Raw genomic sequence first — 25,956 nt, forward strand, 5'->3', positions numbered from 1 at the left:
GAGCATCCGAGAGCAGGAGGATTGCCGAGACCAGGAGGATTCCGAGCGGAATTCTCCGGCATCCAGCAATCCTCCTGTGTCGGGTGATGCCGCCGTTCGGCCGCTCAGCCGCCCGCCATCGTGCGGGCGATGTCGGTGGCCGAATCGCCCGCCCGCTTGAGTACGAGCGCCACGAGCGCCAGCGACGCCAGCGTCAGCACGAGCATGATGGTGGAGACCGCGGCGATCTCGGGTCGCAGACCGCTGCGCAGGGCGCTGAGCACGTACACCGGCCACGGCGTCGTGCCCGACACCTGCACGAACGCGGAGACGATCGTGTTGTCCAGTCCGAGCGTGAACGAGAGCAGGAAGCCGGCCAGCACCGCCGGCATGGCCAGCGGCAGCGTGACCTTCCCGAAGGTGCGGAACGGCGGGGCGTAGAGGTCGGCGGATGCCTCCTCCAGACTGGCATCCAGTCCGACCAGTCGCGCCCGCACGATGTACGACACGATGGCGATGGAGAACAGCGACTGCCCGATGATCAGTCGCACGGTGCCGTCGTTGAAGATCCCGATCCCGGCGTCCTGGCCGAGGAACACCATCCACGGCAGCAGTGCGACGGCGTCCACGATCTCGGGTGTCACCGAGATCAGCAGCAGCATGCCCAGGAACCACACCACCCACTTGCCGGGGTTCCGGGCCATCGCGATGCCGGCGAGCGTGCCGAGCACCGTGGCGATGACGGCGGCGAGCAGCCCCGTGCGCACCGACACCAGCACGGCATCCCTGATCGCCGGCTTGGTGACGATCGCGGCGAAGGAGTCGAACCCGAAGTGATCCCACGAGACGAGCAGTCGCCCGACGTTGAACGAGTACACGATGATCACGATGATCGGCAGGAACAGGAAGACGAAGACCAGCGTCGACCACACCGGAAGAAGCCAGCGGCTCATGATGCATCTCCCAACTTCAGGGCGTAGCGCCGTCTCAACGGCATCGTGACCAGCCACAGCAGCAGGGCGGCGACGCCGATCGAGACGGCGATGGTGATGATGAGCAGCACGGCCATCGCCGATCCGAGCGCCCAGTTCTGTGCGGTCTGGAACTGACTGGCGACCATCTGGCCGACCATGTTGCCCTTCGCACCGCCCAGCACCGTGGCCGTGATGTAATCGCCCATCAGCGGGATGTACACCAGCAGGACGCCCGCGATGATGCCCGGCTGCGCGATCGGCACCGTGACGCGCAGGAACGTGACCAGGCTGTTCGCCCCGAGATCCTTGCTGGCTTCGCGCAGAGGACCGCTGACACGGTCGAAGGCGACGTACAGCGGCAGGATCATCAGCGGCAGGTAGTTGTAGACGACGCCCAGCAGCACGGCTCCCCGGGAATTGAGGATGTCGAGCGGACCGGGGATGACGCCGATGAACTGCAGCGCGCCGGACAGCCACCCCTCGGGGGCGAGGATCACCTGCCAGCCGATCGTGCGCACCAGGAAGTTCGTCCAGAACGGCACCATCACCAGTGCCAGCAGCATCCCGCGCTTCGAGGGCGCCGCCTTCACGGCGATCCAGTACGCCACCGGCGCCCCGATGATCAGGCACAGCAGGGTGCCGATGACGCCGACCCAGAAGGTGTTCTGAAACGTGTTGAAGAAGGTCGGCGAGAGCGCTTCGACGTAGCGGTCGAAGGAGAGCCGGTCGTTGGAGTTCGTCGAGAAGATGCTCGGCTTGTAGCCGAAGCTGTACCAGACGACGACTCCGATCGGCACGACGAAGAACACGGCGAGCCACACCCATGCCGGCAGCGCCAGCGCGAACGGCATCCTGACCTTACGCACCTGCGGCCACCTTCACCTTGTTCCAGATCTCCACGATGCGCTCCTGAGCGCTGGTGAACTTCTGCTCGTGCATCGTCTTGACCTGCTCGTCGCTGAAGTACACCATGTCGAGGCGATCGAGCTCGGCCTCCTCGGCCTTCTGCTGCGTGCCCTGCACGCCAGTGTCGTAGCCGATGTAGTCGACCTGGGCGACCTGGATGTCGGGAGCGATGATGTAGTCGATGAACGCGTGCGCCGCCTCGGGGTGCGGGGCGCCCTTGGCGATCGCCCAGTTGTCCATCCACAGCTCCGTGGCCGGTGCGCCGAGCACCCACTGCCACCGCTCGGGGTCGTCCGACTCGGCCATGCCGACCCTGGCGTCGCCGCTGTAGGACTGCACGAGCGCCGCCGTCGCCTGCGGGATGACCTGACCGCCCGGCGCGGAGTCGAAAATCGAGATGTGCGGCGCGAGCTCCTCGACCAGGAACTTCTCGCAGGCGTCGAGGTCCTTCTTCCTGGTGGTGTTCCAGTCGATGCCGTGCGACCAGTGGTAGATGCCGCACAGCGGCGCCGGGTCGTCGAGGACGGATGTCTTGCCGGATGCCTCGTTCTGCGCGGCATCGATGAAGTCGGCCCACGTGGTGAGCTCGCGGTTGATGACGCGCTTGTCGTACACGAAGCCGGTCGTGCCCCATGCCTTGCAGATCGAGTACGCGTTGTCGGGGTCGAAGGAGCGGTGGATGAAGTTCGGGTTCATCGTGGCGAAGTTCGGGATCAGGTCGAGGTTCAGCTTCTCGAGCAGGCCGTTCTCGGCCATCGGCATCACGAACAGTCCGCTGGGGACGACGATGTCGTACCCGGAGGTCCCGCGTGCGGCCACCAGCTTGGCGATCAGCTCCTCATTGGAGTTGAACGCGTCGACGACGATCTTCGGGCCCTTCTTCTTGGTGAACGCCGACAGCAGTTCGGGATCGTCGTAGTCGCTCCAGGTGTAGATCGACAGCCGGTCCTCGAGGGGGCCGCCGTTCGCCTGGGCCGCGGTGCCGGCCTGGCCGGGCGCGCACGCGGTGAACAGCACGGCTCCGCCGGCCGCGAGGGCCGTGGCGAGGAACCCCCGTCGGGTCAGCTCGCTGCGCAGGATGCCCGCCGCACCGCGGTGCGCGAGCACCCGGACCGGTTCGGACGTCATCGGACGGCCTTGGGCAGCGCGATCACGTGCGTCGCGGACGTCGGCGCGCCGTCGGCCGCGAACAGCCGGGCATCCGAGGTCGCCCAGGTGCAGCGCACGTCGTCATCGACCGCGACCCGCGGCGCGTTCGGCGCGGGGGTGCGCACCAGCAGGGTCTGCCCGTCCGCGACTCCGACCACGACCTGCAGGGTCTCGCCCAGATACGACACGCTCAGCACGCGGCCGTCGGCCCCGGCACCGGTCGCCCCCGCGGCGTCGAGTCTGATGAACTCCGGACGGATGGCCGCGACGGCCTCCGCGCCGCGCTCCACGCGGCCGGCGCCCCAGTGCCCTTCGATCACGCCGAGGGGTGTCTCGATCGCGTCGCCGTCGGCGGCGACGCCCCGGATGAAGTTCTGCTGCCCGATGAAGGAGGCGACGTAGGCGGAGGCGGGTGCCGCATAGATCGCATCGGGCGCGTCGAGCTGCTCGATGCGCCCTGCCCGCATCACGGCGATGCGATCGCTCATCGACAGCGCCTCGCCCTGATCGTGCGTGACGAAGACGAAGGTCGTCCCGAGCCGGGACTGCAGGAGCTTCAGCTCGACCTGCATCTCCTCGCGCAGTTGCCGGTCGAGCGCCGCGAGCGGCTCGTCCAGGAGCAGCACGCTGGGCCGGTTGATGAGCGCTCGCGACAGGGCGATGCGCTGCTGCTGCCCGCCCGAGAGCATGGTGGGCCTGCGATCGGCGAAGCGGCGCAGCTGCACCATGTCCAGCGCCTCGGCGACGCGCTCGCGCTGCTCCGCCTTGGGAACACCGCGCTGCTGCAGCCCGTACGCCACGTTCTCGGCGACCGTCATGTGCGGGAACAGCGCATAGGCCTGGAAGACGGTGTTGACCTCGCGCCTGTAGGGCGGCAGGCCCAGCACGCTGCGCCCCGAGATGCGGATGTCGCCGCTGTCCGGGTGCTCGAAGCCGGCGATCATGCGCAGCGTCGTCGTCTTGCCGCACCCGGACGGACCGAGCAGGGAGAGGAACTCCCCGGGCCGGATGCTCAGGGACAGGTCATCGACGGCGGTCGACTCGCCGTAGTGCTTGGTGACGCCGGCGATCTCCACGCCACCGGACGCGGTGCCTGCGTCGGGTGCGGTCGCCGCCACTGCGATATCGGCCATGAAACCTCCACGATGAGATTCGAACAGCCGTCAGTCAACCACAGTCCCGCGTCGAGGTACAGCGAAAAGCGAAGAAAAGAAGCAGAATCGCGACGATATCCGTTGCCAAGACATTCTGCGGCAACGGAATTTGCGCTACTTGCGGTCGAAGTCGAAGGCCTTCAGCAGCTCGCCGACGGCCTGCTCGCGCTCGTCGCCGCCCTGCTCGAACATGTGCGTCACGTGCGTGCGCAGGTGGTTCTCGAGCAGCAGGCGGTTGAGGGATTCCAGTGAGCGCTGCACGGCACGCGACTGCGTGATGATGTCCATGCAGTAGTCCTCGTTCTCGATCATCCGCGCGATGCCGCGCAGCTGACCCTCGAGGATGCTGGTGCGGTGCAGTGCGCGCTTCTTGATGTCGTCGATCACACTGAGAGCGTAGCCGTCATGAAAGGATGACGGCATGTCGCGAACCCCGATGGCGCTGCTGTCCCCCGCCGATCAGGAGCGGCTGCGGGGCCTGCGCCGGATGAAGGCGGTGGCCCTGGGCGCACTGATCTTCATGGCCGTGGTCTTCGTGATCGCGTTCGCCCTGGAGCACCGGTATCCGTGGCTGGCCTACGTGCGCGCGGCCGCCGAGGGCGGCATGGTCGGCGCGCTCGCGGACTGGTTCGCCGTCACCGCGCTGTTCCGGCACCCGCTGGGACTGCCCATCCCGCACACCGCGATCATCCCGAACCGCAAGGACGAGATCGGCCGCTCGCTGGGCGAGTTCGTCGAGACCAACTTCCTCTCCGGCGAGATCGTGCGCGACAAGCTCTCCCGCACCGCGCTGTCGAAGCGCCTCGGCGAATGGCTGCAGGATCCCGCCCACGCGGAGCGGATCGCCGCAGAGGGCTCGACCGCGGCATCCGCCGTGCTGCGCGCCCTGAGCGACGACGACGTGCAGGGCCTCATCGCCGATCTCGCGCGCGAGCACCTGATCGAGCCGGACTGGGCGCCGTCCGCGGGCGGCTGGCTGGAGCGCATCGTCGAGGCGGATGCGCACCGCGGTGCGGTGGACCTGGCCGTGGACAGCATCTCGACCTGGTTGCACGCCAATGCCCACACCTTCCAGGGCCTCGTCTCCCGGCGGCTCCCGGGCTGGGTCCCGAAGCTCGCGCACCGCTTCGTCGACGAGACCGTCTACCACGAGGCCGTCCGCTTCGTCGAGGCCGTGCAGGCCGACCCGCAGCATCCGGCCCGTCAGGCGCTCGACGGCTACCTGGCCCGCCTGGCCGACCGCCTGCAGCACGACCCCGCCATGCGCGACCGCTTCGAGGGCGCCAAGGCCGCGGTGTTCGACAGCCCGCGGGTGATCGCACTCGCGGCGCAGGCCTGGGACACCGCCAAGAACGGCCTGCTCACCGCCCTCGCCGATCCGGAGAGCGGGCTGCGCCGCCGTGCGGCATCCGCCGTCGCCGAGATCGGTCGGCGCCTGGCCACTGAGCCTGCCCTGCAGGCCCGCGTCGACGGCTGGGTCACCGACGCCGCGGTGTTCCTGGTCGACCGCTATCGGCACGACATCGCGTCGATCATCACCGACACCGTCGAGAAGTGGGATGCCGCGGAGACCACCGAGAAGATCGAGCTGATGGTCGGGCGCGATCTGCAGTACATCCGGCTCAACGGCACGGTGGTGGGGGCGCTCGCGGGACTCGCGATCTTCGCCGTCGCGCACGCCGCGATCCCGGTTCCGCCGGGCCTGGGCTGACGCTGTCGGCGGGAGCCGGGGCCTCAGCCCGCCAGGGCCTCGGCGATCGGCCGGTCGCCGTCGTTGAACCGGATGGTCCGGCGGATGGTCGCGGGCTGCTGCAACGTCTCCGCGACCACGAGAGCGACGTCCGCACGCGACACCTCGCCCGAGACATCGGCGGTCGCGTCGATCCGGCCGGTGGGCTCGCCGAGCGTCAGACGGCTGGGCGCCAGCACGGTCCAGTCCAGGCTGGTCGCCCGCAGGTACTCGTCGGCGGCCGCCTTCGCCTCGGCGTAGGCGTGGAACGGATCGGCTGCGGGGATGCCATGCTCGGGCGAGGATCCGAAGTAGGACACCATCACGTAGCGGCCCACGCCGGCGTCCCTCGCCGCGTCCATAGACCGCACGGCGGCCTCGAAGTCGACGGCGTGCGTCCGCGCCGGGTCCCCGCCGCCCGCGCCGGCCGACCAGACGACGGCGTCGTGCCCGGCGATCAGGGCAGCGAACGCCGCCCGGTCCTCGCGCTCCATGTCGAACACCGCGGGCACGGCTCCCGCGGCACGCACGTCATCGGCCTGCGCGGGATCGCGGATGACGGCGGTGACCTCGTCGCCGCGAGCGACGAGCACCGGAGCGAGCAGCAGTGCGACCTTGCCGTGGCCGCCGAACACGATGATCCGAGCCATGCCTCCACGCTACTCGCGCGGAGCCGGTACGGCGCCGGAGCCCCGAAGAGCTTCTCCCCAGCACGAGACAGCCCTCATGACGTCCGTCTCGTGCTGGAGCAGAACCCTTCTGCTGGAGCAGAAGCCCTCCTGCGCGCTCAGCGGGCGGCGAGCCCCGCCAGAAGCTCCAGCACGCACAAGGCCGCGAGGCGCACGGTGCGGCCGTCCTCGGCATCCGCCGTCGCGTCGACCTCGGCGAGGTCGGCGCTGACGACGCGCTCATCGGTCGCGATGCCGCGCACCAGGGCCCGCAGCTCCCACGCGGCGAAGCCGCCGGGAACACTCGCCGGGCAGCCCGGGACGGCCGCACGGTCGACCGCGTCGACGTCGATGTCCAGGTGGATGCGGGAGCCCGCTCCTGCGACCTCCAGCGCCTCCGCGACCACGTCGGCGATGCCGCGACGGCGCACCTCGTCGAGAGTGATCACGCGGATGCCCCACTCGGCCGCGCGCTGCGCGTAGGCCGCGGAGTTCGCGAAGTCGGCGATGCCGATCTGCACGATCCGCTTCGGGTCGATGCGCTCGCCCTCCGGGGCGTCCTGCACCAGCCGGCGCACCGGCGAGCCGTTGGAGACGCCGTCGCGCAGGTCGTAGTGCGCGTCGATCGTGATGAGCCCCTCGGCCCCGGCGCCACGCGCGACGGGGTAGGTCAGCGAGTTGTCGCCGCCGAGCGCGATGACCAGACGCGAGTCCGCGGCCAGCTCCCGCACGCGGTCGACCGCGCGCTGCACGCCCTCGTCACCGTCGGGCTCGTGCACGTCGCCGGCGTCCGCGATCCGCAGCGCCTCGTTGAGGTCCACGGCGGGCGGGCCCATCAGCGTCGCGCTGTAGCGCGGCAGGGCCTCGCGGATCGCCGCCGGCGTCGCGTGAGCGCCCGTGCTCGAGATCGACGTGCGCCAGGTCGGGACGCCCAGCAGCACGGCATCCGTCTTCTCCCCTGCGACCGGCGCGGGCCAGGATCCGGCGCGCGGCCAGAGCTCGTCGTGCGGAAGTGCCATGTTCGTCCTCTCCTGGCGTCAGCGGACCGCGACGCCGTCCTTCCAGACCTTCTTCACCAGCGGCACCCCAGGACGGTAGGCCAGGTGCACGCGCGTGGGCGCGTCGAGCATCACCAGATCGGCGCGCTTGCCCGGCGCGATCACGCCGATGTCATCGCGCTGCAGCGCCGCGGCGCCTCCGGCGGTAGCCGCCCAGACTGCCTCGGCCGTCGTCATCCCCATCTCCCGCACCGCGAGCGCGATGCAGAACGGCATGGAGGACGTGAAGCTCGACCCGGGGTTCGTGTCGCAGGCGATCGCGACGGTCACTCCCGCGTCGATCAGGCGGCGCGCGTCCGGGAACGGATGCCGGGTGGAGAACTCCACCCCGGGTAGCGCCGTGAGCACTGTGTCGGATGCGGCGAGCGCGGCCACGTCCTCGTCGGAGAGGTACGTGCCGTGGTCGACGGATGCCGCACCCAGCTCGATGGCCAGCTGCACGCCCTCACCGGGGCCGAGCTGGCTGGCGTGCACGCGCGGCTTCAGGCCGCGGGCGATGCCCGCCTCGAGCACCCGCCGGGACTGCGGCACCGTGAACGCCCCGGTCTCGCAGAACACGTCGATCCACTTGGAGTGCGGGGCGCAGGCGTCCAGCATCTCGCCGATCACCAGGTCGACGTACTCGTCGCCGCGATCGGCGTACTCCGCCGGCACGACGTGGGCACCGAGGAAGGTGACCTCGGGCGTGACCTCGGCGGCGAGGCGCACCAGGCGCGCCTCGGTCTCGACGTCCAGCCCGTAGCCGCTCTTGATCTCGACGGTGGTGGTGCCCTGCGCGAGCATCTCGTCGAGGAAGCCGCGCAGCCGCGCGCGCAGCTCGTCGTCGGACGCGCCGCGGGTCGCGGCGACGGTGGAGCGGATGCCGCCGGCCGCGTACTTCTCGCCGGCCATGCGAGCCTCGAACTCGGCCGCCCGGTCGCCGCCGAACACGATGTGGCTGTGGCTGTCGACGAAGCCGGGGATGACCGCACGGCCCTCGGCGTCCACCTCGAGGTAGCCGCCGGGAACCGCGGGGACGTCGGATGCCGGGCCGACCCACGCGATGCGGTCGCCCTCGATGAGGACGGCCGCGTCCGTGAGCGTGCCGAAGCGATCGCCCGGATGCCCCGATCTGCTGACACTGTCCCGATTCGCGGACGAATCCCCCGAAACAGTCCGCGAATCGGGTCGGGCTCCGCCTATCGGGACAGCGCCGTCCAGCGGGGAGCTGACGTTGGTCGTCAGCTCCCCGATGTTGGTGATGAGCGTGGTGCTCACAGCATCGGCACCTTGAGGCCGCGCTCGCGGGCGATGTCGCGGGCGTGCTCGTAGCCGGCGTCCACATGACGCATGACGCCGGTGCCGGGGTCGTTGGTCAGCACGCGCTCGAGCTTCTCGGCAGCGAGCTCGGAGCCGTCGGCGACGGTGACCTGGCCGGCGTGGATCGAGCGGCCGATGCCGACGCCGCCGCCGTGGTGCAGCGACACCCAGCTGGCGCCCGACGAGGTGTTCAGCAGGGCGTTCAGCAGCGGCCAGTCGGCGATCGCGTCGGAGCCGTCCTTCATCGCCTCGGTCTCGCGGTACGGGCTGGCGACCGAACCCGAGTCCAGGTGGTCGCGGCCGATCACGATCGGGGCGGACAGCTCGCCCGAGGCGACCATCTCGTTGAACTTCAGGCCGGCCAGGTGGCGCTCCTTGTAGCCCAGCCAGCAGATGCGGGCCGGCAGACCCTCGAAGTGCACCTTCTCGCCGGCCTTCTCCAGCCAGCGGTGCAGCGCCTTGTCCTCCGGGAACAGCTCCGCGATGGCGCGGTCTGTCTTGTAGATGTCCTCCGGGTCGCCGGAGAGGGCCGCCCAGCGGAACGGGCCGCGGCCCTCTTCGAACTGCGGGCGGATGTACGCCGGCACGAAGCCGGGGAACTCGAACGCCCGGTCGAAGCCGCCGAGCTTGGCCTCGGCGCGGATGGAGTTGCCGTAGTCGAACACGGCGGCGCCGGCGTCCTGGAACGCGACCATCGCGGCGACGTGCGCGGCCATCGCCTCACGTGAGCGGCGGGTGAACTCCTCGGGGTCGCGCTCGGCCTCGGCCTTCCAGTCCTCGAACGCGATGCCGACGGGCAGGTACGCGAGCGGGTCGTGCGCGCTGGTCTGGTCGGTGACGACGTCGATCGCGATCTCGCCGGCCTGCTGACGGCGGAACAGCTCGGGGAACACCTCGGCGGCGTTGCCCACGATGCCGACGGAGAGGGCCTCGCCCGCCTCCTTGGCGGCGACCGCACGGGCCACGGCCTCGTCGAGGTCGGTGTAGTAGACGTCGAGGTAGCCGTGCTCGACGCGGCGCGACAGGCGCGACTCGTCGACGTCGACGATCAGCACGGCGCCCTCGTTGAGCGTGACGGCCAGCGGCTGCGCGCCGCCCATGCCGCCCGCGCCTCCGGTGAGCGACAGCGTGCCCTTCAGCGACTCCTTGCCGAGCGAGCGGGCGACCGCGGCGAAGGTCTCGTAGGTCCCCTGCAGGATGCCCTGGGTGCCGATGTAGATCCACGAACCGGCCGTCATCTGGCCGTACATCATCAGACCCTCTGCCTCGAGCTTGCGGAACTCGGGCCAGGTGGCCCAGTCGCCGACGAGGTTGGAGTTGGCGATCAGCACGCGCGGCGCCCACTCGTGGGTGCGGAACACGCCGACGGGCTTGCCGGACTGCACGAGCAGGGTCTCGTCGGGCTCGAGCTCGTCGAGGGTGCGCACGATCGCGTCGTACGCCTCCCAGCTGCGCGCCGCGCGACCGGTGCCGCCGTAGACGACGAGGTCCTCGGGGTGCTCGGCGACCTCGGCGTCGAGGTTGTTCATCAGCATCCGCTTGGCGGCCTCGGCACCCCAGCTCTTGGCGGTGCGCTGGTTGCCGCGCGCAGCGCGGATGCTGCGGGTGGGGTCGTGGAGGGTGGGTTCAGACATCGGCGTGCTCCTTCGCAGTGCGGAGGACGGCACCCGAGCGTACGAGCTCGGTGACGGCCTCCATGTCGGGTGAGAGGAAATGGTCGGGTCCGGGGCCGTCGGCGACGGTGCGGACCAGGTCGCGCACGGCACCCGTGGCGGGGCCGGCGACCAGCGGCGCGCGCAGGTCGAGCGCGCGAGCGCCGGTGAGGATCTCGATGGCCAGCACGCGGGTGAGCCCGTCGATGGCGCGGCGCAGCTTGCGGGCTGCCGCCCAGCCCATCGAGACGTGGTCCTCCTGCATGGCCGACGACGGGATGGAGTCGACGGATGCCGGTGCCGCGAGGCGCTTGAGCTCGGAGACGATGCCGGCCGCCGCGTACTGCGCGATCATCAGGCCCGAGTCGACGCCCACCTCGTGCGCGAGGAACGGCGGCAGGTCGCGGTTGCGGGAGGGGTCCAGTGCGCGGTCGGTGCGGCGCTCGGAGATCGAGGCCAGGTCGGCGACCGAGATCGCGAGGAAGTCGAGCACGGCGGCGACCGGGGCGCCGTGGAAGTTGCCGTTCGACTCGAGGCGTCCTTCCGAGACCACGATCGGGTTGTCGACGACGGACGCCAGCTCGCGCTCGGCGATCATGGTGGCGTGGCCCATGGTGTCACGGGCGGTGCCGTGGACCTGCGGCGAGCAGCGCAGCGAGTACGCGTCCTGCACGCGGCCGTCCTCGGGACCCTTGTGGCTGTGCACGATCGGCGACTCGGCGAGGAAGGCGCGGAGGTTCGCGGCGGAGGTCGCCTGGCCCACCTGCGGGCGCAGCGCCATCAGGTCGGCGGCGAACACGGCGTCCGTGCCGAGCTGCGATTCGATCGACATGGCGGCGGCGAGGTCGGCGGTGGTCGTGAGCTGCTCGAGGTCGTGCAGGGCGAGCACGAGCATCCCGAGCATGCCGTCGGTGCCGTTGACGAGGGCGAGGCCCTCCTTCTCCACGAGCACGAGCGGTTCGACGCCGGCGGCGGCGAGCGCCTCGGACGCCGGGACCAGCTCACCCTCGGCGTTGCGCACGTCCCCCTCTCCCATGGAGGCGAGTGCGACGTGCGACAGCGGCGCCAGGTCGCCGGAGCAGCCGAGCGAGCCGTACTCGCGCACGACCGGGGTGATGCGGGAGTTGAGCATGGCGGCGTAGGTGTCGACGACGACGGGACGCACGCCGGTGTGGCCGGAGGCCAGGGTCTGCAGGCGGAGCAGCTGCAGGGCGCGCACGACCTCGGTCTCGACCTCGGGGCCGGTGCCCGCGGCGTGCGAGCGGATCAGGCTGAGCTGCAGCTGGCGGCGGCGCTCGGGGGCGATGAAGGTGGTGGCGAGGGCACCGAAGCCGGTGGACACGCCGTAGTGCGGGTTCGGGTCGGCGGCCATGCCGTCGATGACGGCGCGGCCGGCGGCGACGCGCTCGCGGGCGGCGTCGGCGATCTCGACCTTCGCGAAGTGGCGGGCGACGGCGACGACGTCGGCGGGCGACAGAGGGGCTGCGCCGACGATCACGGTGGAGGAATGCTGCATGATCTGATTCCACACCGCCGGATGCCCGCGCGGGAGCGCTCCGTGGCAGACTGTGTCTGTGATCCCAGACGAATTGGCTCCGGATGCCTCCGATGCGCGCCCGCAGGTGCCCGCGGCCGATCAGACGCTGCGGATCCTGCGGCATCTCGCCCGCCGGCCCGCGCCGATCGCGGCATCCGCACTGGCCCGCGACCTGGGCATCCCGCGCTCCACGGTCTACCATCTCCTCGCCACGCTCGAGGCGCACGGCTTCGTCGTGCACCTCTCGCAGGAGCGGCGCTGGGGCCTCGGCACCAGCGCCTTCGAGCTCGCCGGCGGCTACGCCCGCCAGGAGCCGCTGGCCCGCCTCGGACGCCCGCTGATCGCCGCTCTCGCCGACCGCATCGGGGAGAGCGCGCACCTGGCCGTGATGAGCGGGCGCGACGTGCTGTACATCGTGGAGGAGCGCGCTGCGCGGCGGCCCGCGCTGGTGACGGATGTCGGCGTGCGCCTTCCCGCGCACCTCACGGCCACCGGGCGGGCCATGCTCGCGGCGCTCCCCGCGTCGCAGGTGCGCGCGCTGTACCCGGACACCGCGTCCTTCACCGATCGCACCGGGCAGGGACCCTCGCGCCCGGCCGAGCTCCGGGAGGTGCTCCGCGAGGTGCGCGCAGCCGGCGTCGCCACCGAGGACGGCGAGGTGACGCCGGGCTTCCGATCGGTCGCCGCGGTGGTGCGCGACCATGCGGGCTGGCCCGCCGCCGCGGTGGCCGTGACCTGGGAGGACGAGCGCTCGGTGGCGCCGGCGGATGCCGTGCTCGAGGTCGCGCGCACGCTGCAGGCCCGGCTCGGCTGAACAGCGCTGTCCGACCATGCGGAGGAGGGCCATCCCGAGCAGTCGGAGAATTGTCGCTGATCTGCGACAAGGCCGCGACGGGCGTGCGACGGACGCTCGATACTCTCGAACCATGAACACTTCCGCACGAGCCCTCCTCGCGCTCCTCGGCACCGCCTCGGCCGTCATCGCCCTGGCCGGCTGCTCGGTCGGCGTGGCCTCGCCCGCGCCGGCATCCCAGAAGCCCAAGCCCGCGGCATCAGCAGCCGCCGCCCCGAAGCTGCCCGTCGTCCCCGGGTACGACGTCGGCGACTTCCCGCCCGTGCCGCTGTTCCGGCTGCCGGATCTCTCGCTGCTCGACACCGCATCGGCATCCGGGTTCACGATCGACATCAAAGACGACTTCGCGAAGATCCCCGGGGTCACGGTCTCCCCCGCGCACTGCGATGCCGGCGGCGAGGTGATCGCAGGCAACGGCAGCGCGTACCTGTACGGCGACGGCTCCGGCAACTACACCGGCTCCGACGGCAGCATCCAGAACTACGGCGACGGTTCAGGGAACTTCACGCTGAACGGCATCACCGTGCAGAACTACGGCGACGGCTCGGGCAACTACTCCGGGAACGGCGTCACCATCCAGAACTACGGCGACGGCTCGGGCAACTACTCCGACAGCACGATGACCGTGCAGATCTACGGGGACGGCTCCGGCAACTACACGGGCCCCGACGGCACCATCCAGAACTACGGCGACGGCTCGGGCAACTTCACCGGAGGCGGCGTCACAATCCAGAACTACGGCGATGGCTCCGGCAACTACGCGGCCCCGGGCCTGAGCATCCAGAACTACGGAGACGGCACGGGCAAGCTCAACGGCAAGGACATCAAGGTCGAGCCGATCGCACCGGTCGCCAAGCTGGGCGTGTTCCCGCCCCTTGCGGCGCTGCAGCCCATCACCTCCTGCGGCACTGTGATCACCTTCGACGCGGGCGTGCTGTTCGACTTCGACAAGTTCGGCATCCGCCCCGACGCGGCGGCGACCCTGAAGACGGTCGCAGCGGCGCTGACCGAGTACAAGGTCGCGAACGCGGTCGTGTCCGGCCACACCGATGCCAAGGGCTCCGACGACTACAACCAGACGCTCTCCGAGAAGCGCGCCGCGTCCGTGGTCGATGCGCTGAAGAAGGCCGGCGTGACCACCAAGCTCACCGCCGAGGGCTACGGCGAGTCCCGTCCTGTGGCCGCGAACGAGATCGACGGCAAGGACAACCCCGCCGGACGCCAGCTGAACCGCCGCGTCGAGATCTTCATTCCCGCCAGCCTGTGATGACCGTTCAGGAGAAGCGCACCATGATCCGTCCCCTCCCCGCCCTCGCCACGGCGGCCGTGCTCGTCGCCCTGCTGAGCGGATGCTCGGTGAGCGTCATCGACGGGACCGGCGCCGACAGGCCCCCGGCCACCGCATCTGACGAGCCCACGAAGGAGGAGTCCCCGACGTCGCCGGACGCGGCTCCGACGGACGCAGGTGAGCATCCGCTGCCGAACGCCGGCAAGGGCCTCGATCGCGACGCGATCACCGCCGCTGCCACCACCATGCGCCGCTGCGACAGCTCCGGCGAGCTCACGATCCTCGACGACGCCGTCGTGGCGCGCGTGGAGGGCACGTGCAAGCGCATCATCCTGAACTCGAAGGGGTCGATGCTCGTCACCGACGACGTCACGTCGCTGGAGGTGATCGGCGACGCCAACCTCGTGCTCACCGGCTCGGTGGACCAGGTGCTCGTGAACGGCATGGGCAACACCGTGCACTGGTCGGGGGCCACGCCGACGGTCTCGGATGTCGGCTCGGGCAACACCCTCACGGCAGGATGATCCCGTGCCATCCGAACGTCCGCTGCTTCTCCTCATCGACGACGACGAGGCGATCACCGGCGCGCTGGGAGCCTTCCTGGAGCGCAGCGGTTACCGTGTCGCCGTCGCTGCGGACGGGATGCAGGGGCTGGACGCACTCGAGCGCGAGCGCCCGGCGCTGGTGGTGTGCGACGTCCTGATGCCGCATCTGGACGGGCGCGAGTTCGTCCGCCGCGTGCGCGCCGGTGACGCCGTGCTGCCGATCATCCTGCTCACGCAGGTGGGCGAGTCGTGGGAACGCAGCGCCGCCCTCGACGAGGGCGCGGACGACTACCTGAACAAGCCCTTCGATCCGCAGGAGCTGCTCTCCCGCATCCGGGCGGTGCTGCGCCGCAGCGGAAGCAGCGCGCAGCCGCTGCGCTCGGCTCAGCGGCTGCGCGCCCGGGATCTCGTGCTGGATCGCACCGCGCGCCGCGTGTGGCGAGCGGATGCCGAGCTCGTGCTCACGCCCAAGGCGTTCACGCTGCTGGAGTACCTCATGATGCATCCGCAGGAGGTGCACACCCGCGAGCGGCTGCTGTCGACGCTGTGGGGGTTCGACTTCGCCACGTCGAGTCGCGCCGTGGATCACCGCATCGCCGAGCTGCGGCGAGTGATCGGCGACAACGGCGCGGAGCGCCTGATCGAGACCTCGCAGAGCGTGGGCTATCAGTTCACGTCGCCGGTGGTGCCGGGATGAAGGCGCGCACGACGGGCTGGCTGCTGGTGCCCGTGCCGCTGGTGATCGGCGGGCTGGTCGGGCTCGGCTTCATCCTCGCGGGCGATGAGCGGATGCTGCAGATCAGCGCCGCGCTGCCCGCCGTGGCCGTCGGCACGGGAGCCGTGCTGTCATGTCTGGTGGCGCTGCCGCTCATCGTCGTCGCCGCGCGCAGCAGCGCCCGGCGTCGCAGGGAGGCGGCGGTCGCTCAGGCCGTGGACGACGGCGTGCTGCGGGAACGGGAGCAGCATCGGCGCTTCCTGGCGCGCCTGGACCATGAGCTGAAGAACCCGGTGATGGCCATCCGCGCGCAGGCCGCGGCGGTCGAGCCGACGCCGGAGTGGCGCACGGTCGATGCGCAGGCCGCCAAGCTCAGCACCCTTGTGCGCGATCTGCGCAAGCTCGCCGAGCTGGAGAGCCGGCCGCTGGAGCTCGAGCAGATCGATCTGGAGGAGCTGGTCCGCGAGTCCGTGCAGGCGATCGGTCAGCAGCATCCGGACGCCGCCGGGCGCTTCCAGGTGGTGGCGACCACGGTGCCGTGGCCCGTGCCGAAGGTGCGGGGCGACCTCGACCTGCTCTCGCTCGCCCTGGACAACGTGCTCGGCAACGCCGCCAAGTATTCCGCCCAGGGTGCGATCGAGGTGCGCCTGCGGGAGCAGCAGGGTGCTGCCGTGATCGAGGTGGCCGACAACGGACGCGGAATTCCGGCCGAGGACCTCCCCCAGGTGTTCGACGAGCTCGCCCGCGCCGGCAACGCCAGGGACGTGCCCGGCTCCGGTATCGGCCTCACGCTGGTCGCGACCGTGCTGCGCCGGCACGGCGGCGACGTCGACGTGCGTTCGGTGGCGGATGCCGGAACCCTGGTCACCCTGCGCATCCCGGCGGCACCGGCGGCCTGAACCCGACCGGGCATGGCGGAGGGGCGCCACGAAGCCCGCGGTCCGCAGTGCTCCGTGACGCCCCTCCGGGTGCACGGCAGGTGGTTCAGCCGTTCGCGCCCTTGCGCGGCTTGATGAAGGATTCCGGTTCGCGCTTGGCGCGCTTCTCGGCCCTCTTCTCCTTGAGCGAGAGCTTCGGCTCCTTCTTCCCTGCTCGTGACTGCGGTGTCTTACCGGACATGTGACTCGCTTCCCCTCTTTCGGCTGGCGGGTGGATGAACCTCCGACCATAGCCCGGAACCAGGGGAAAGCAAGTCGGCGACGAAGACCGCCCGGGAACGACGAAGACCCCCGGAGAACCGGGGGCCTTCTCAGCGCGCTCAGGCCTCGTCTGCGGAGACGCGCCTGATCGCGGACTGCGGCACCAGCCATGCGCCGAAACGCGAGACGTTCGCCATCGGCGTCCACAGGCCGATGCGCGGATGATCCAGCACGATGCCGCCGCCGCCTCTCTCCCCCAGCGCGAGCGCGTACTCGAGCGCCTTCGGAGTGAGCAGGCCGAACACCACGTCCTCGCCCTGGCCGAGTGCGGCGGCGGCCGCCGCCGCCCGTTCGCGGCAGCTGTAGACGCAGACGACCGGCGCCATGCCCGGCGGCTGCACGGCGTAGGGAACGACCGCATCGTCCGTGCCCCGGTTGATGAAGAACCACACGCCCAGGCGCGTGGCGGCCTTCCAGACGGCGATCTCACCGTCGATGCCCGCCCCGGCCGCGTCGGCGTGCAGACGATCCAGCTCCGCCACCAGCACAGGTGCGTTGTCCAGATTCTCCGTGTCCATCTTCCCCCTCTTCCCTCGGAGCATCATCGTTCCGATCGATCGGCAGCTATGACGAAAGCCCCCGGAGAACCGGGGGCTTTCAGCTGTGGACCTAAGGGGATTCGAACCCCTGACCTCCTCGATGCGAACGAGGCGCGCTACCAACTGCGCCATAGGCCCTGACAATTCACCTAGGCTATCACGCGCTCAGCCCGCTGCTCGACGCGCGAGCAGTTCGCGCACGTGAGCCTCGATCTCGCGGTCGTCGATGACGCCCATCCGCGAGTACGGCGACTCCGCGGCATCCGCCTTCGCGGCCGGGGCGACCAGCGGAGTCGGGACGGGCGGCGCGAGCTCCTCGGCGCGACGACGCAGCTCGGCGCGGCGCGCCGCGCGGCGGCGCTCCTCCTGCGCGTCCTGCTGGGCGCGGGCCTGCTGAGCGCGGGAACCCGCGACGTCGACCATCGGCTGCGGCAGCGGACGGGGAGTCCAGGACGCCGGGCCCTGGTCGTGCAGCGGCGGCGAGACGCGCTCGGCCTGCGGCACGGCGACCGGCGCCGCAGCGCGGCGGACCGCATTCCGCGCGACCTGCGACATGCGCACCAGCACCGTCACGCCGAGCACGGCGACGACGGCTCCGGATGCCGCGAGCATCCAGCCGCCGGTGGAGAGGTAGTCCCAGACGCCGAAGCCGATCATGGCGGCGGCGATGACCAGTCCGGCGGTGGCCGTGAGGCGCAGCCGGCGACGGGCCCTGGCCTGACGGACGAGCGGATCGCGCCTGGTCTCCGCGAGCTCCTGACGGAGACGCTCCAGCTCGGCGTTCTCCTTCTCGGCCTGCACGCGCTTGGCGAGTCGCTGCTGCTGCATGACCGTGCGCGCGGTCAGCTCGAGGCGGACCTCCTCGGGGGTCTCACTGGTCTCGGCCAGCACCCGCAGGGCCTGGTTCAGCCGGACGGCGTTGCGCTCGGCGGCGTAGTACTGATGCCGTCCCCGCCAGCTGGGCAGGAAGTACAGTGCCCACAGCAGGACGGCGACGACGACGATCACGCCCCCACTCAGCACCGGCCCATCCATAGAGACCACGGTAAGCGAGCGGATCCGAACCGCCGCGAAACAGACTTCGCGTGTCGCGGCGATTGCGCCTCAGATCTCCGATGGAGCCACCCCGAGGCCCGGCGGGACGCGCCCCTGCACCCAGCGCGTGAGCACGCCCTCCGGCACGTCCTCCTTGACCAGCGCGAACGCATGGTGGTCGCGCCAGTCGCCGTCGATGTGGATGTACCGCCGGCGCAGTCCCTCGTACCGGAAGCCGAGCTTCTCCACCACGCGCAGGCTCGCGCGGTTCTCCGGGCGGATGCAGATCTCCATCCGGTGCAGGCCGAACTGGTCGAAGGCCGCGTCCGTCGCCATCGCCACGGCGGTCGGGGTGATCCCCCGGCCGGCGAACCGCTCGCTGACCCAGTACCCGATGGTCGCCGATCCCAGCGAGCCGCGCGCCACGCCCCAGATGTTGAGCTGCCCGGCGATCTCCCCGTCGTACTCCATCACGAACGGGTACCCGGCGCCGTCCCGGTGCTGCTGCAGCAGCCGGCGGATGCTGACGCGCATGTCGAAGGATGCGACGCCGCCGGGGATCGTCGCCTCCCACGGCCGCAGCCAGGAGCGGTTGGAGAGCAGCTCGCGCTGCAGGGTGCGCGCGTCTCTGCCGCGGATCAGTCTCAGCCCCACCGGGCCGTGCTGCATCGGGTCGAAGCCGTCGGTCGCCATGTCGGTGCGTCGGCTACAGGCTGCCGGCGAAGTCCTTCAGCCAGGGACGCAGGTCCGCCCCCAGGTCGTCGCGGTCGACGGCCAGCTGCACGATCGCCTTGATGTAGTCGACCCGGTCCCCCGTGTCGTAGCGACGGCCGCGGAACACCACGCCGACCACACCGGGCCCGTCGGGGTCGGTGGCGAGCTCCTGCAGGGCGTCGGTCAGCTGGATCTCCCCGCCCTTGCCCGGCGGCGTGCGCTCAAGCACCTCGAAGACGGCAGGAGGGAGCACATACCGTCCGATGACGGCGAGATCGGAGGGGGCGTCCTCGGCGCTCGGCTTCTCGACGAGCCCGGTCACCGTGACGGCGCCGTCCGCGTCGGCGCCGTCGGTGGCGGCGACCCCGTAGAGATGGATGCTCTCGGCCGGCACCTGCATGAGCGCGATCACCGCAGCCCCGGTGCGCTCGTGCGCGGCGATCATCTCGGTCAGCAGCGGGTCGCGCTCGTCGATGAGGTCATCGCCGAGCAGCACCGCGAAGGAGCTGTCGCCCACGTGGGTCCTGGCCCTCAGCACGGCGTGTCCGAGCCCCTTCGGCTCGCCCTGCCGCACGAAGTGGATGTCGGCGAGGTCGCTCGACTTCATGACGCGTTCCAGGCGGCCGTGGTCGCCCTTCTGCTGCAGCTTGACCTCCAGCTCCGGCACCGAGTCGAAGTGGTCGGAGATGGCGTTCTTGTTGCGTCCGATGATGACCAGGATGTCGTCGATCCCGGCGCTCACGGCCTCTTCCACGACGTACTGGATCGCGGGCTTGTCGACGACGGGGAGCATCTCCTTGGGCATCGCCTTCGTCGCCGGGAGGAACCGGGTTCCGAGCCCCGCGGCGGGGATGACCGCCTTCATCTTGCTCATCCGGTCAGCATACCGGCGGCATCCGCTCGCACGGCGGGCCCGCAGGCGGCCCGCCGTATGATCGGAGCATGCCCGGCGACGAGGAACAGCAGAAGCGAGCACTGCGTGCAGAGCTGCGCGAGCGACGGCAGCTGCTGTCCGATTCGCAGCGCGAGTCCGCCTCGGACGGCGTGGCCGCGCAGCTCCATGAGCTCATCCGCGCGCACGGGGCCCGCTCGGTGTCGTGCTTCCTGTCCACGACCACCGAGCCGGGGACGCGACGCTTCGTGCGCGAGGCCGTCGCCGGCGGCATCCGCGTGCTGCTGCCGATCACGCGCGCCGACGGGCTGCTGGACTGGGCGGTCGCGAACGACAGCGACGAGGTGTCTGAGGGGCTGTACGGCCTCCCGGAGCCGACCGGCGAGGTGCTCGGCCCGATCGCCGTGAACGACGTGGATCTGATGATCATCCCCGCCGCCGCGATCGACCGCACCGGCACCCGGCTGGGCTGGGGACGCGGCTACTTCGACAAGACGATCGGCTCCATGGAGAAGTGCCCGCCTGTGTACGCGGTCATCTATGATTCCGAAGTACTCGATTCGCTGCCGCGCGAGGTCCACGACCAGCCGGTGGATGGCATCGTCACCCCGACGCAGACCATCGCCCTGTCGCCCGCGCGCCACTGAGACTCCCGCACCGAGCCCGAAGGAACCAGGAACTCCCATGCCCACCTACGCCTACGCCTGCACGGCCTGCGGCCACCGCTTCGACGCCGTGCAGAGCTTCTCGGAGGACTCCCTCACCGTCTGCCCGGAGTGCGGCGGCGCGCTGCGCAAGCAGTACGGAACCGTGGGCGTGACCTTCAACGGCTCGGGCTTCTATCGCACCGACTCGCGCGGAGATACTGGTGCGGCGGCGGGAAGTCAGGCATCATCCAAGGTGGATTCTTCGACCGGCTCCAATCCGGCGCCCGCGAAGACCCCGGCCTCGAGCTGAGGTCGAACACAACTCCAGGGGGAGTCCATGTTCCAGGGATTCAAGGAATTCATCGCCAAGGGCAATGTCATCGACCTTGCCGTCGCAGTCGTCATCGGCGCGGCCTTCTCGGCCATCATCGCCGCTCTCGTCGACAACCTCATCAACCCGATCATCGGTCTGATCTTCAACGCCGACGACCTCAGCCACGTCAAGCTCGGCGTAATCGGGATCGGCGCCATCATCGGTGCGGTCATCAACTTCCTGGCCGTCGCCCTGATCGTGTACTTCGTGTTCGTCCTGCCGATGAACAAGTACAAGGAGCACCAGGCCGCCAAGAACCCGGCCGTCGAGGAGGAGACCCTCCCGAGCGAGCAGGAGCTGCTCATCGAGATCCGCGACGCGCTGCGCAAGAACGCCGCGAGCTGACCTCGCTCATCACGCCGAGGAGCGCCTCGTCCCTTCGGGTGGCGGGGCGCTCTTCTGCATCCGCCGCACTCAGCCGCCGCGCTCAGTAGTGCGGGGGCACCTCGCGCAGCATCCGCTCGTCGTTGGGACCGCGGTCGCCCTCGGTCCCGGCGTGACGCTCCTCGCGCACGTGCGGCTCCGCAGTGGTCCCCGCCACGGGGGTCAGTCGCGCGCGCCGGGCACCGGGGACGCGCTCGATGTGCTGACGCTCCTGGTCACTCATCGATGTCGAACGGCTGCGTGTCGTTGTCGGCGCGGACGGCGTCCTCCTCGATGCCGAGGACGGTGGCGATGCGCCGCGCGACCGTCGCGGGGTCGCTGTAGAGATCGAACGCGTGCACGCGCACGTAGTGCCAGCCCAGGCGCCGCAGCACCTGCGGACGCAGCCGCAGGCTCTCCCGCAGCGACTCGTCGCGGGACTCCGGGTCGGACTCGATCACGACCGCCCGTCCGCCGTGCTGCGCGACCAGCGGCAGCAGACCGCGGTAGTCGACGTCGACGGATGCCCCGAGACGCCGCAGCTCGCGCGCCAGGGCCAGGGTGAGCGGATCGGCGAGATCCTCGAGACGGGCGTCCCGGCCGCGGGCGGCGAGGCTGCCGAGGATCGACATCAGCGTGGAGGCGCCGTGCTCCAGGCGTCCCTCGTCGAATGCGGAGGGGCGGATGCAGGAGACGATCACCATCGAGCGACGGGCGCGGGTCATCCCGACCGTGAGCAGCCGCTCGCCGTCCTCCTGCGACAGGTCTCCGAAATCGCTGAGCACGCGGCCGTGCCTGGTCAGGCCGAACCCGAGGGAGAAGATCACCCGGTCGCGGCTCTCCGCCACGGACTCCTCGAGGGTCAGCACCGCGAACGGCTCCTCGGTGTCGCGTCCCACGAACTCCGCCACGTCGGACCGGCCGGAGAAGGCGGATGCCACGGCGGCGCGCACGCGCTCGGCGTGACGCCGGCTGGCGGTGACGACCATGAGCGACTCGGACGGGCGGTTGATCGCGTGCTCCACCACCAGGGTCACGACGCGTGCGACCTCGGCATCCGGGCTCTCCACCGCGCCCGACTCCGGATCCGGGTTGCCGACGCCGCCCTCGACGTAGTCGACGGTGAGGCTCCCCCGGCCGAGGTAGGACCCCGCCCATGGGAGGGACACGATCTCACCGCCGTAGAAGGCATCGTTGATGAGTTCGGCGAGGTCCTCTCCCCCGGCCCGGTAGCTGCGGGTCAGGGTGCACACCTCGAACAGCTCGGCGAGGCGCTCGAACACCGAGACGTCGTCGAACGGGACCTCGGGCTCCCACTCCGGATCCGGCACGGTCGCCACAGAGAACGGCGTGGGCCGCTGCGTGACAGGGTCGCCGAAGGCGACCACCTGACGCGCGCGGCGGATGGCCGGGGCCGCCTCGGTGAGGTTCACCGCGGCCGCATCGACCAGCAGCACGGCGTCGAACTTCACGGAGTCGGGGATCTCGGGCACCTGATACGGCGAGGCGATCCACACCGGCGCCAGCACGCGCACCAGGTCGGGTGCCGCCGTGACGATCTCGGCCGGGCTGGCCTCGCCGTGCTTGAGCGCGCGGCGGAGGTTGGCGGCCTGCTCGGGCTCGTCGACGATCGCGATGCGCCACTGGCTGGCGAGGTTCCACGCCAGGAGCGGTCCCGCCATCGCGGTGTGCGCCTCGTCGACGAGGCGGAAGTCGCGCTCCAGCCGGTCCACCACCGAGGTGTTCGCCCCGAGCAGCGAGCGGTCGTCCTGGAGTGCGCGCTCGAGCAGCGACTGCCACCACGCGAACTCCAGCTCGTCCGCCACCCGCTCCTCCGGCACGTGCCGCACCGACAGGTCGGACAGCAGCGGGCGCAGCCCGAGCCCGGTGAGCGCGTCCCTGATCTGGGTGCGCTCGACGAGGTTGTCGAACACGGCGCTGCGCGCCGCGAGTCCGGAGAGCGTGCGCACGAGACGCGCGACGGGGAGCGTGGCGAGCGGCTCCTTGCGCCCCAGTGCGGCATCCAGCTCGGCGAGCTCGGCCGACACCCGCTGCCACGCGACGTGCACGTCGGAGAGACCGAGCGGCACCTGCGGTGCGACGCCGGCGTCGACGTAGCGCTGCCACTGGGAGCGCTGGTACTGGATGCGCAGCAGCGCCTCGTGCATCTCGAGCACCTGAGCGCCGGGGCGCACGTACTCGCGGGCGAGGCGCTTGAGGCGCCGGCGGTTGGCCGACGACATCCCCGGCGCGTCACGGCGCGACCCGTGCGCCTGGATGAGCTCGCCCAGTGGCCGCTCGAACACGGTGGGGCTGAATCGGTCCAGGGAGTCGCGGATGCCCTTGAGCAGCTGCAGGTATTCGCCGAGCTCGTCGATCGTGCCGAACGGGCGCATGCTGGTCTGTGCGATCAGCTCGTAGCCGCGCTCGAGCAGTGCGGGCACGGCGGTGCCGTGCAGCTCGCCGGCCAGCGCATGCGCCTTCTGCGCCGCCTCCGTGCTCTCGAAGCTCACTCCGTACCAGGGCGAGTCGTCCGGCCCGAAGCGGAACTCACCGAGCTTCGCCGCCCGCGTGAGCGCCTTCGCGGCATCCGTCCGGTCCCCCGCCAGGCCCTCCAGCGTCTGCATCGACAGCCGCGCACCGGTCGACGGCGGCACCGGCAGCGATGCCATCCGGGTCAGCTGGCGGGTGGCGTCGAGCACGGATGCTCCGGTGCGGCCGACCTCGCCCGTCAGGGCGCGGCGGTAGTCCCGCAGCACAGCGCGGAGCCGGACCAGGGCCTCGTCGACCTCGGTCGCCTTGGGCTGCGTCGCCTTCTCGCTGCGGGCGATCGATCGGATGAGGTCGCGCCGCACGGCCGCCGGGGAGACGGCCAGGCCCTCGAGCCCGATGCCCGCCAGGCGGTGACGGACGCCGTCGAGCGTGGAGCGCCGGGTCGAGACCACGAGCACCCGCTTGCCTGCGCGCACGAACGCGCCGAGGGCGTTGATCACGGTCTGCGTGCCGCCCGTGCCCGGCAAGGTGGAGACGACCAGCGAATGCCCGGCCGCGATCCGCGCGAGCACCTCCTCCTGCTCGGCATCCGCGTCCAGCAGCAGCGTCTCGGCGGCCGGGGCCCGGTCGTCGGGGCCGTGCATGGCCGGGGTCTCCCGGCGTGTCGACACCTGCTCGCGGTCGCCTGCGTGCCCGCCCAGCGCGTTGAGCACGGGGTGATCCAGCTCCACCATGTCGCGAACCATGGCGCCGGAGACGTCGGCGAACGTGGAGACCACCAGTCGCGGATGCACGGCGAAGGTGTCGATGGAGTGCGTGAGGGCGCGCAGCTGGTCGATCACCGGCTGCGGCTTGAAGATGCCGCCGTCGTAGGCGAGGGATGCCAGGCCAGGGCCGTCGAGGGTGAGGCCGAAGTGGTCGCGGGCGACGCGGATGAGCTCCGGGTTCACCTCGAAGCCGCCCTGCAGCTTGAGCTCGAAGTCGGCGTGGTGACGACGGATCGCCAGCGGGCGCAGCAGCACAGGGGCGGAGAAGGCCGCACCGCCGATCCGCCAGCGTGCGATGCCCACTGCCAGCCGCACGGCGTCGATGCCGCGGACCGTGCGCAGCTCGGTGTTGCGCGCCGTGATCCGCTCGGCCGCCATCCGCGCCGTCCGCAGGCCCACCTCGTCGCGGAACAGGTTCGACAGGAGGGTGGAGCGCCCGGTGATGAACTGGGGAAGGCTGCCGGGGTGCGCCTTGGAGATGTCGATCCCGGCCTCGGGCGTGTCGCCGAAGGTGACCAGCGGCGAGGCGCCGCCGAGATCGGCGGCCTCGGCGCGCAGGGTGGTGCGTCGCGCCTCCGCTGCGTGGGCGATGTCGATGCCCGTCGATGAGTCGCTGAGCTCCCCGAGGTTCATCGCGGCATCCTCTCCCGCGTCCTCGGCGCCCTTCGCCTCTCGTCGCCACACATCTGAAAGCCTAAGCGCGACGCGCCCGGGGGCCGGTATCCCGGGCCGATTCGCGCGGATTGGCGCTGATGAACATCCTCCCTGCACAGGGGATGTTTCCGTAAGGGTTGTCCACGGTGGCCGGGATCCGCGCCGTCCGCCGTCCCGCAGCGCAGGAAGATGGGTGGCATGACCTTTCGACACGACTTCGTCCCGACGCCCTTCGGCGACGCTCTGGCGGTCTTCTCGGACGACGGCATCGTCAGCTTCGACCTCTCGGAGTCCGCCGACCCGAGCGTGCCGTGGCTGCTCGAGGGGATCAGCCGGCGACTGGGCGAGGTGCCCGACGAGGCGCCGGGCGCCGGCGACGAGCTCGCCCACCTGCTCGACGACTACTTCGAGGGCGCACCGATCCGCTTCGACGAGCACGTCCGCTTCGACTGGCGCCTGATCGACGGCTTCGCGCGCGCCGCCCTGCAGGCGGTGTGCGACATCCCCTGGGGCGAGACGATGAGCTACGGCGAGGTCGCCGTCGTCGCCGGCAGCCCGGGCGCGGCCCGTGCAGTCGGCACCGCCTGCCGGCTCACCCCCTTCTCGGTGATCGTCCCCGTGCATCGCGTGATCCGCTCCGACGGCTCCCCCGGCCACTACGGCGCGCACCCGGAGCGGAAGCGCTTCCTGCTCGACCTCGAACGCGAAGCCGCGTCGACGTCGTAACGAAGCGGGGGGCGGTGTGTCGGCGGCCGGGGTTCCCTCTTGTGGGAG

27 protein-coding genes and 1 tRNA gene are annotated in these 25,956 nt (G+C 70.8%); 10 read left to right on the forward strand and 18 right to left on the reverse strand.

The genetic code is table 11. From position 1 onward, the window contains the following. Nucleotides 1-104 precede the first annotated feature (104 nt). The 5 genes from ACTJJ4_RS15185 to ACTJJ4_RS15205 form a co-directional block, all read right to left on the reverse strand. Nucleotides 105-932, reverse strand: coding sequence for an ABC transporter permease (locus ACTJJ4_RS15185; RefSeq protein WP_440944094.1), 828 nt, complete (start codon nt 930-932; stop codon nt 105-107). Further along, a complete protein-coding gene (locus ACTJJ4_RS15190) occupies nt 929-1,819 on the reverse strand; it encodes an ABC transporter permease (RefSeq protein WP_440944095.1) in 891 nt (296 codons plus the stop codon). The genes ACTJJ4_RS15185 and ACTJJ4_RS15190 overlap by 4 nt, the downstream gene beginning before the upstream one ends. Further along, nucleotides 1,812-2,987 (reverse strand): polyamine ABC transporter substrate-binding protein, encoded by a 1,176-nt coding sequence (locus ACTJJ4_RS15195; protein WP_440944096.1) that lies wholly within the window; start codon nt 2,985-2,987, stop codon nt 1,812-1,814. Before ACTJJ4_RS15195 ends, ACTJJ4_RS15190 begins: the two co-directional genes overlap by 8 nt. After that, nucleotides 2,984-4,141, reverse strand: a complete 1,158-nt coding sequence (locus ACTJJ4_RS15200; RefSeq protein WP_440944097.1) for an ABC transporter ATP-binding protein — start codon at nt 4,139-4,141, stop codon at nt 2,984-2,986. Before ACTJJ4_RS15200 ends, ACTJJ4_RS15195 begins: the two co-directional genes overlap by 4 nt. Before the next feature lie 135 nt (nt 4,142-4,276). After that, nucleotides 4,277-4,549 carry a metal-sensitive transcriptional regulator gene (locus ACTJJ4_RS15205; RefSeq protein WP_285636413.1) on the reverse strand — a complete coding sequence of 91 codons (273 nt, stop codon included), beginning with the start codon at nt 4,547-4,549 and terminating at the stop codon, nt 4,277-4,279. 34 nt (nt 4,550-4,583) lie between these two features. Here ACTJJ4_RS15205 and ACTJJ4_RS15210 point away from each other — a divergent pair, with 34 nt between their 5' ends. Beyond that, a complete protein-coding gene (locus ACTJJ4_RS15210) occupies nt 4,584-5,873 on the forward strand; it encodes a DUF445 domain-containing protein (RefSeq protein WP_440944098.1) in 1,290 nt (429 codons plus the stop codon). A gap of 23 nt (nt 5,874-5,896) precedes the next feature. On the opposite strand, the gene ACTJJ4_RS15215 is transcribed toward ACTJJ4_RS15210, so the two are convergent. The 5 genes from ACTJJ4_RS15215 to hutH all read right to left on the reverse strand — a co-directional run bounded on the left by ACTJJ4_RS15215 (nt 5,897) and on the right by hutH (nt 12,084). After that, complete coding sequence (locus ACTJJ4_RS15215) at nt 5,897-6,541, reverse strand: NAD(P)H-binding protein (protein ID WP_440944099.1); 645 nt, start codon at nt 6,539-6,541, stop codon at nt 5,897-5,899. A 137-nt stretch (nt 6,542-6,678) separates the two neighbouring features. Continuing rightward, a complete protein-coding gene (locus ACTJJ4_RS15220) occupies nt 6,679-7,578 on the reverse strand; it encodes an agmatinase family protein (protein WP_440944100.1) in 900 nt (299 codons plus the stop codon). A gap of 18 nt (nt 7,579-7,596) precedes the next feature. Continuing rightward, the gene (hutI, locus tag ACTJJ4_RS15225; protein ID WP_440944101.1) at nt 7,597-8,874 is read right to left on the reverse strand and encodes an imidazolonepropionase; all 1,278 of its coding nucleotides are present in this window, start codon (nt 8,872-8,874) and stop codon (nt 7,597-7,599) included. Then, nucleotides 8,871-10,550, reverse strand: a complete 1,680-nt coding sequence (gene hutU, locus ACTJJ4_RS15230; RefSeq protein WP_440944102.1) for a urocanate hydratase — start codon at nt 10,548-10,550, stop codon at nt 8,871-8,873. Before hutU ends, hutI begins: the two co-directional genes overlap by 4 nt. Beyond that, entirely contained in the window at nt 10,543-12,084 is a 1,542-nt protein-coding gene (gene hutH / locus ACTJJ4_RS15235) for a histidine ammonia-lyase (RefSeq protein ID WP_440944103.1), read from the reverse strand. Before hutH ends, hutU begins: the two co-directional genes overlap by 8 nt. 52 nt (nt 12,085-12,136) lie before the next feature. Between hutH and ACTJJ4_RS15240 the strand changes: the two genes are divergently transcribed. The 5 genes from ACTJJ4_RS15240 (at nt 12,137) to ACTJJ4_RS15260 (ending at nt 16,405) form a co-directional block, all read left to right on the forward strand. Next, on the forward strand, nt 12,137-12,919 hold the full coding sequence (locus ACTJJ4_RS15240; RefSeq protein ID WP_440944104.1) for an IclR family transcriptional regulator: 783 nt from the start codon (nt 12,137-12,139) through the stop codon (nt 12,917-12,919). A gap of 112 nt (nt 12,920-13,031) precedes the next feature. Further along, the gene (locus ACTJJ4_RS15245) at nt 13,032-14,225 is read left to right on the forward strand and encodes an OmpA family protein (RefSeq protein ID WP_440944105.1); all 1,194 of its coding nucleotides are present in this window, start codon (nt 13,032-13,034) and stop codon (nt 14,223-14,225) included. A 23-nt stretch (nt 14,226-14,248) separates the two neighbouring features. Continuing rightward, complete coding sequence (locus ACTJJ4_RS15250; RefSeq protein ID WP_440944106.1) at nt 14,249-14,770, forward strand: DUF3060 domain-containing protein; 522 nt, start codon at nt 14,249-14,251, stop codon at nt 14,768-14,770. Beyond that, complete coding sequence (locus ACTJJ4_RS15255; RefSeq protein ID WP_440944107.1) at nt 14,736-15,488, forward strand: response regulator transcription factor; 753 nt, start codon at nt 14,736-14,738, stop codon at nt 15,486-15,488. The genes ACTJJ4_RS15250 and ACTJJ4_RS15255 overlap by 35 nt, the downstream gene beginning before the upstream one ends. After that, nucleotides 15,485-16,405 carry a sensor histidine kinase gene (locus ACTJJ4_RS15260; RefSeq protein WP_440944108.1) on the forward strand — a complete coding sequence of 307 codons (921 nt, stop codon included), beginning with the start codon at nt 15,485-15,487 and terminating at the stop codon, nt 16,403-16,405. Before ACTJJ4_RS15255 ends, ACTJJ4_RS15260 begins: the two co-directional genes overlap by 4 nt. A gap of 85 nt (nt 16,406-16,490) precedes the next feature. Here the strand turns inward: ACTJJ4_RS15260 and ACTJJ4_RS15265 are convergent, their stop codons facing one another. The 6 genes from ACTJJ4_RS15265 to galU form a co-directional block, all read right to left on the reverse strand. Continuing rightward, the gene (locus tag ACTJJ4_RS15265) at nt 16,491-16,625 is read right to left on the reverse strand and encodes a hypothetical protein (RefSeq protein ID WP_292701140.1); all 135 of its coding nucleotides are present in this window, start codon (nt 16,623-16,625) and stop codon (nt 16,491-16,493) included. 139 nt (nt 16,626-16,764) lie between these two features. Next, nucleotides 16,765-17,223: a hypothetical protein gene (locus ACTJJ4_RS15270; protein ID WP_440944109.1), complete on the reverse strand. Its 459-nt coding sequence runs from the start codon at nt 17,221-17,223 to the stop codon at nt 16,765-16,767. A gap of 86 nt (nt 17,224-17,309) precedes the next feature. After that, nucleotides 17,310-17,382 (reverse strand) — tRNA-Ala (locus ACTJJ4_RS15275). A 27-nt stretch (nt 17,383-17,409) separates the two neighbouring features. Continuing rightward, nucleotides 17,410-18,267, reverse strand: a complete 858-nt coding sequence (locus ACTJJ4_RS15280) for a hypothetical protein (RefSeq protein WP_440944110.1) — start codon at nt 18,265-18,267, stop codon at nt 17,410-17,412. A gap of 81 nt (nt 18,268-18,348) precedes the next feature. Next, nucleotides 18,349-18,948, reverse strand: a complete 600-nt coding sequence (locus ACTJJ4_RS15285) for a GNAT family N-acetyltransferase (RefSeq protein WP_285638511.1) — start codon at nt 18,946-18,948, stop codon at nt 18,349-18,351. 37 nt (nt 18,949-18,985) lie between these two features. Continuing rightward, nucleotides 18,986-19,867 (reverse strand): UTP--glucose-1-phosphate uridylyltransferase GalU, encoded by an 882-nt coding sequence (gene galU / locus ACTJJ4_RS15290; protein WP_440944111.1) that lies wholly within the window; start codon nt 19,865-19,867, stop codon nt 18,986-18,988. Between the two features lie 68 nt (nt 19,868-19,935). Here galU and ACTJJ4_RS15295 point away from each other — a divergent pair, with 68 nt between their 5' ends. Genes ACTJJ4_RS15295 through mscL form a run of 3 tightly spaced genes read left to right on the forward strand, consistent with a single transcriptional unit; the run spans nt 19,936 to nt 21,250 of the window. Further along, nucleotides 19,936-20,532 (forward strand): 5-formyltetrahydrofolate cyclo-ligase, encoded by a 597-nt coding sequence (locus tag ACTJJ4_RS15295; protein WP_292701162.1) that lies wholly within the window; start codon nt 19,936-19,938, stop codon nt 20,530-20,532. Between the two features lie 37 nt (nt 20,533-20,569). Then, complete coding sequence (locus ACTJJ4_RS15300) at nt 20,570-20,842, forward strand: FmdB family zinc ribbon protein (RefSeq protein WP_440944112.1); 273 nt, start codon at nt 20,570-20,572, stop codon at nt 20,840-20,842. A 27-nt stretch (nt 20,843-20,869) separates the two neighbouring features. Then, nucleotides 20,870-21,250 carry a large conductance mechanosensitive channel protein MscL gene (mscL, locus tag ACTJJ4_RS15305; protein ID WP_440944113.1) on the forward strand — a complete coding sequence of 127 codons (381 nt, stop codon included), beginning with the start codon at nt 20,870-20,872 and terminating at the stop codon, nt 21,248-21,250. A gap of 82 nt (nt 21,251-21,332) precedes the next feature. On the opposite strand, the gene ACTJJ4_RS15310 is transcribed toward mscL, so the two are convergent. Next, entirely contained in the window at nt 21,333-21,512 is a 180-nt protein-coding gene (locus tag ACTJJ4_RS15310; RefSeq protein WP_292701171.1) for a hypothetical protein, read from the reverse strand. Beyond that, entirely contained in the window at nt 21,505-25,161 is a 3,657-nt protein-coding gene (locus ACTJJ4_RS15315; protein WP_440944170.1) for an AAA family ATPase, read from the reverse strand. Before ACTJJ4_RS15315 ends, ACTJJ4_RS15310 begins: the two co-directional genes overlap by 8 nt. A 219-nt stretch (nt 25,162-25,380) precedes the next feature. Between ACTJJ4_RS15315 and ACTJJ4_RS15320 the strand changes: the two genes are divergently transcribed. Continuing rightward, nucleotides 25,381-25,908, forward strand: a complete 528-nt coding sequence (locus ACTJJ4_RS15320) for a methylated-DNA--[protein]-cysteine S-methyltransferase (protein WP_285636471.1) — start codon at nt 25,381-25,383, stop codon at nt 25,906-25,908. Nucleotides 25,909-25,956 lie beyond the last annotated feature (48 nt).

Source organism: Microbacterium sp. 22195 (assembly GCF_052056515.1).
GTDB lineage: Bacteria > Actinomycetota > Actinomycetes > Actinomycetales > Microbacteriaceae > Microbacterium.

What these genes read in the sequence shown, in the direction of transcription:
- ACTJJ4_RS15295 (WP_292701162.1), top strand. Translation starts at nt 19,936, where the DNA reads ATGCCCGGCGACGAGGAACAGCAGAAGCGAGCACTGCGTGCAGAGCTG.
- galU (WP_440944111.1), bottom strand. Translation starts at nt 19,867, where the DNA reads ATGAGCAAGATGAAGGCGGTCATCCCCGCCGCGGGGCTCGGAACCCGG.
- hutH (WP_440944103.1), bottom strand. Translation starts at nt 12,084, where the DNA reads ATGCAGCATTCCTCCACCGTGATCGTCGGCGCAGCCCCTCTGTCGCCC.
- ACTJJ4_RS15320 (WP_285636471.1), top strand. Translation starts at nt 25,381, where the DNA reads ATGACCTTTCGACACGACTTCGTCCCGACGCCCTTCGGCGACGCTCTG.
- ACTJJ4_RS15270 (WP_440944109.1), bottom strand. Translation starts at nt 17,223, where the DNA reads ATGGACACGGAGAATCTGGACAACGCACCTGTGCTGGTGGCGGAGCTG.
- ACTJJ4_RS15300 (WP_440944112.1), top strand. Translation starts at nt 20,570, where the DNA reads ATGCCCACCTACGCCTACGCCTGCACGGCCTGCGGCCACCGCTTCGAC.
- ACTJJ4_RS15315 (WP_440944170.1), bottom strand. Translation starts at nt 25,161, where the DNA reads ATGAACCTCGGGGAGCTCAGCGACTCATCGACGGGCATCGACATCGCC.
- ACTJJ4_RS15255 (WP_440944107.1), top strand. Translation starts at nt 14,736, where the DNA reads ATGTCGGCTCGGGCAACACCCTCACGGCAGGATGATCCCGTGCCATCC.
- ACTJJ4_RS15245 (WP_440944105.1), top strand. Translation starts at nt 13,032, where the DNA reads ATGAACACTTCCGCACGAGCCCTCCTCGCGCTCCTCGGCACCGCCTCG.
- ACTJJ4_RS15210 (WP_440944098.1), top strand. Translation starts at nt 4,584, where the DNA reads ATGTCGCGAACCCCGATGGCGCTGCTGTCCCCCGCCGATCAGGAGCGG.
- ACTJJ4_RS15195 (WP_440944096.1), bottom strand. Translation starts at nt 2,987, where the DNA reads ATGACGTCCGAACCGGTCCGGGTGCTCGCGCACCGCGGTGCGGCGGGC.
- ACTJJ4_RS15200 (WP_440944097.1), bottom strand. Translation starts at nt 4,141, where the DNA reads ATGGCCGATATCGCAGTGGCGGCGACCGCACCCGACGCAGGCACCGCG.
- ACTJJ4_RS15220 (WP_440944100.1), bottom strand. Translation starts at nt 7,578, where the DNA reads ATGGCACTTCCGCACGACGAGCTCTGGCCGCGCGCCGGATCCTGGCCC.
- ACTJJ4_RS15260 (WP_440944108.1), top strand. Translation starts at nt 15,485, where the DNA reads ATGAAGGCGCGCACGACGGGCTGGCTGCTGGTGCCCGTGCCGCTGGTG.
- ACTJJ4_RS15285 (WP_285638511.1), bottom strand. Translation starts at nt 18,948, where the DNA reads ATGCAGCACGGCCCGGTGGGGCTGAGACTGATCCGCGGCAGAGACGCG.
- ACTJJ4_RS15185 (WP_440944094.1), bottom strand. Translation starts at nt 932, where the DNA reads ATGAGCCGCTGGCTTCTTCCGGTGTGGTCGACGCTGGTCTTCGTCTTC.
- mscL (WP_440944113.1), top strand. Translation starts at nt 20,870, where the DNA reads ATGTTCCAGGGATTCAAGGAATTCATCGCCAAGGGCAATGTCATCGAC.
- hutU (WP_440944102.1), bottom strand. Translation starts at nt 10,550, where the DNA reads ATGTCTGAACCCACCCTCCACGACCCCACCCGCAGCATCCGCGCTGCG.
- ACTJJ4_RS15310 (WP_292701171.1), bottom strand. Translation starts at nt 21,512, where the DNA reads ATGAGTGACCAGGAGCGTCAGCACATCGAGCGCGTCCCCGGTGCCCGG.
- ACTJJ4_RS15265 (WP_292701140.1), bottom strand. Translation starts at nt 16,625, where the DNA reads ATGTCCGGTAAGACACCGCAGTCACGAGCAGGGAAGAAGGAGCCGAAG.
- ACTJJ4_RS15250 (WP_440944106.1), top strand. Translation starts at nt 14,249, where the DNA reads ATGATCCGTCCCCTCCCCGCCCTCGCCACGGCGGCCGTGCTCGTCGCC.
- ACTJJ4_RS15215 (WP_440944099.1), bottom strand. Translation starts at nt 6,541, where the DNA reads ATGGCTCGGATCATCGTGTTCGGCGGCCACGGCAAGGTCGCACTGCTG.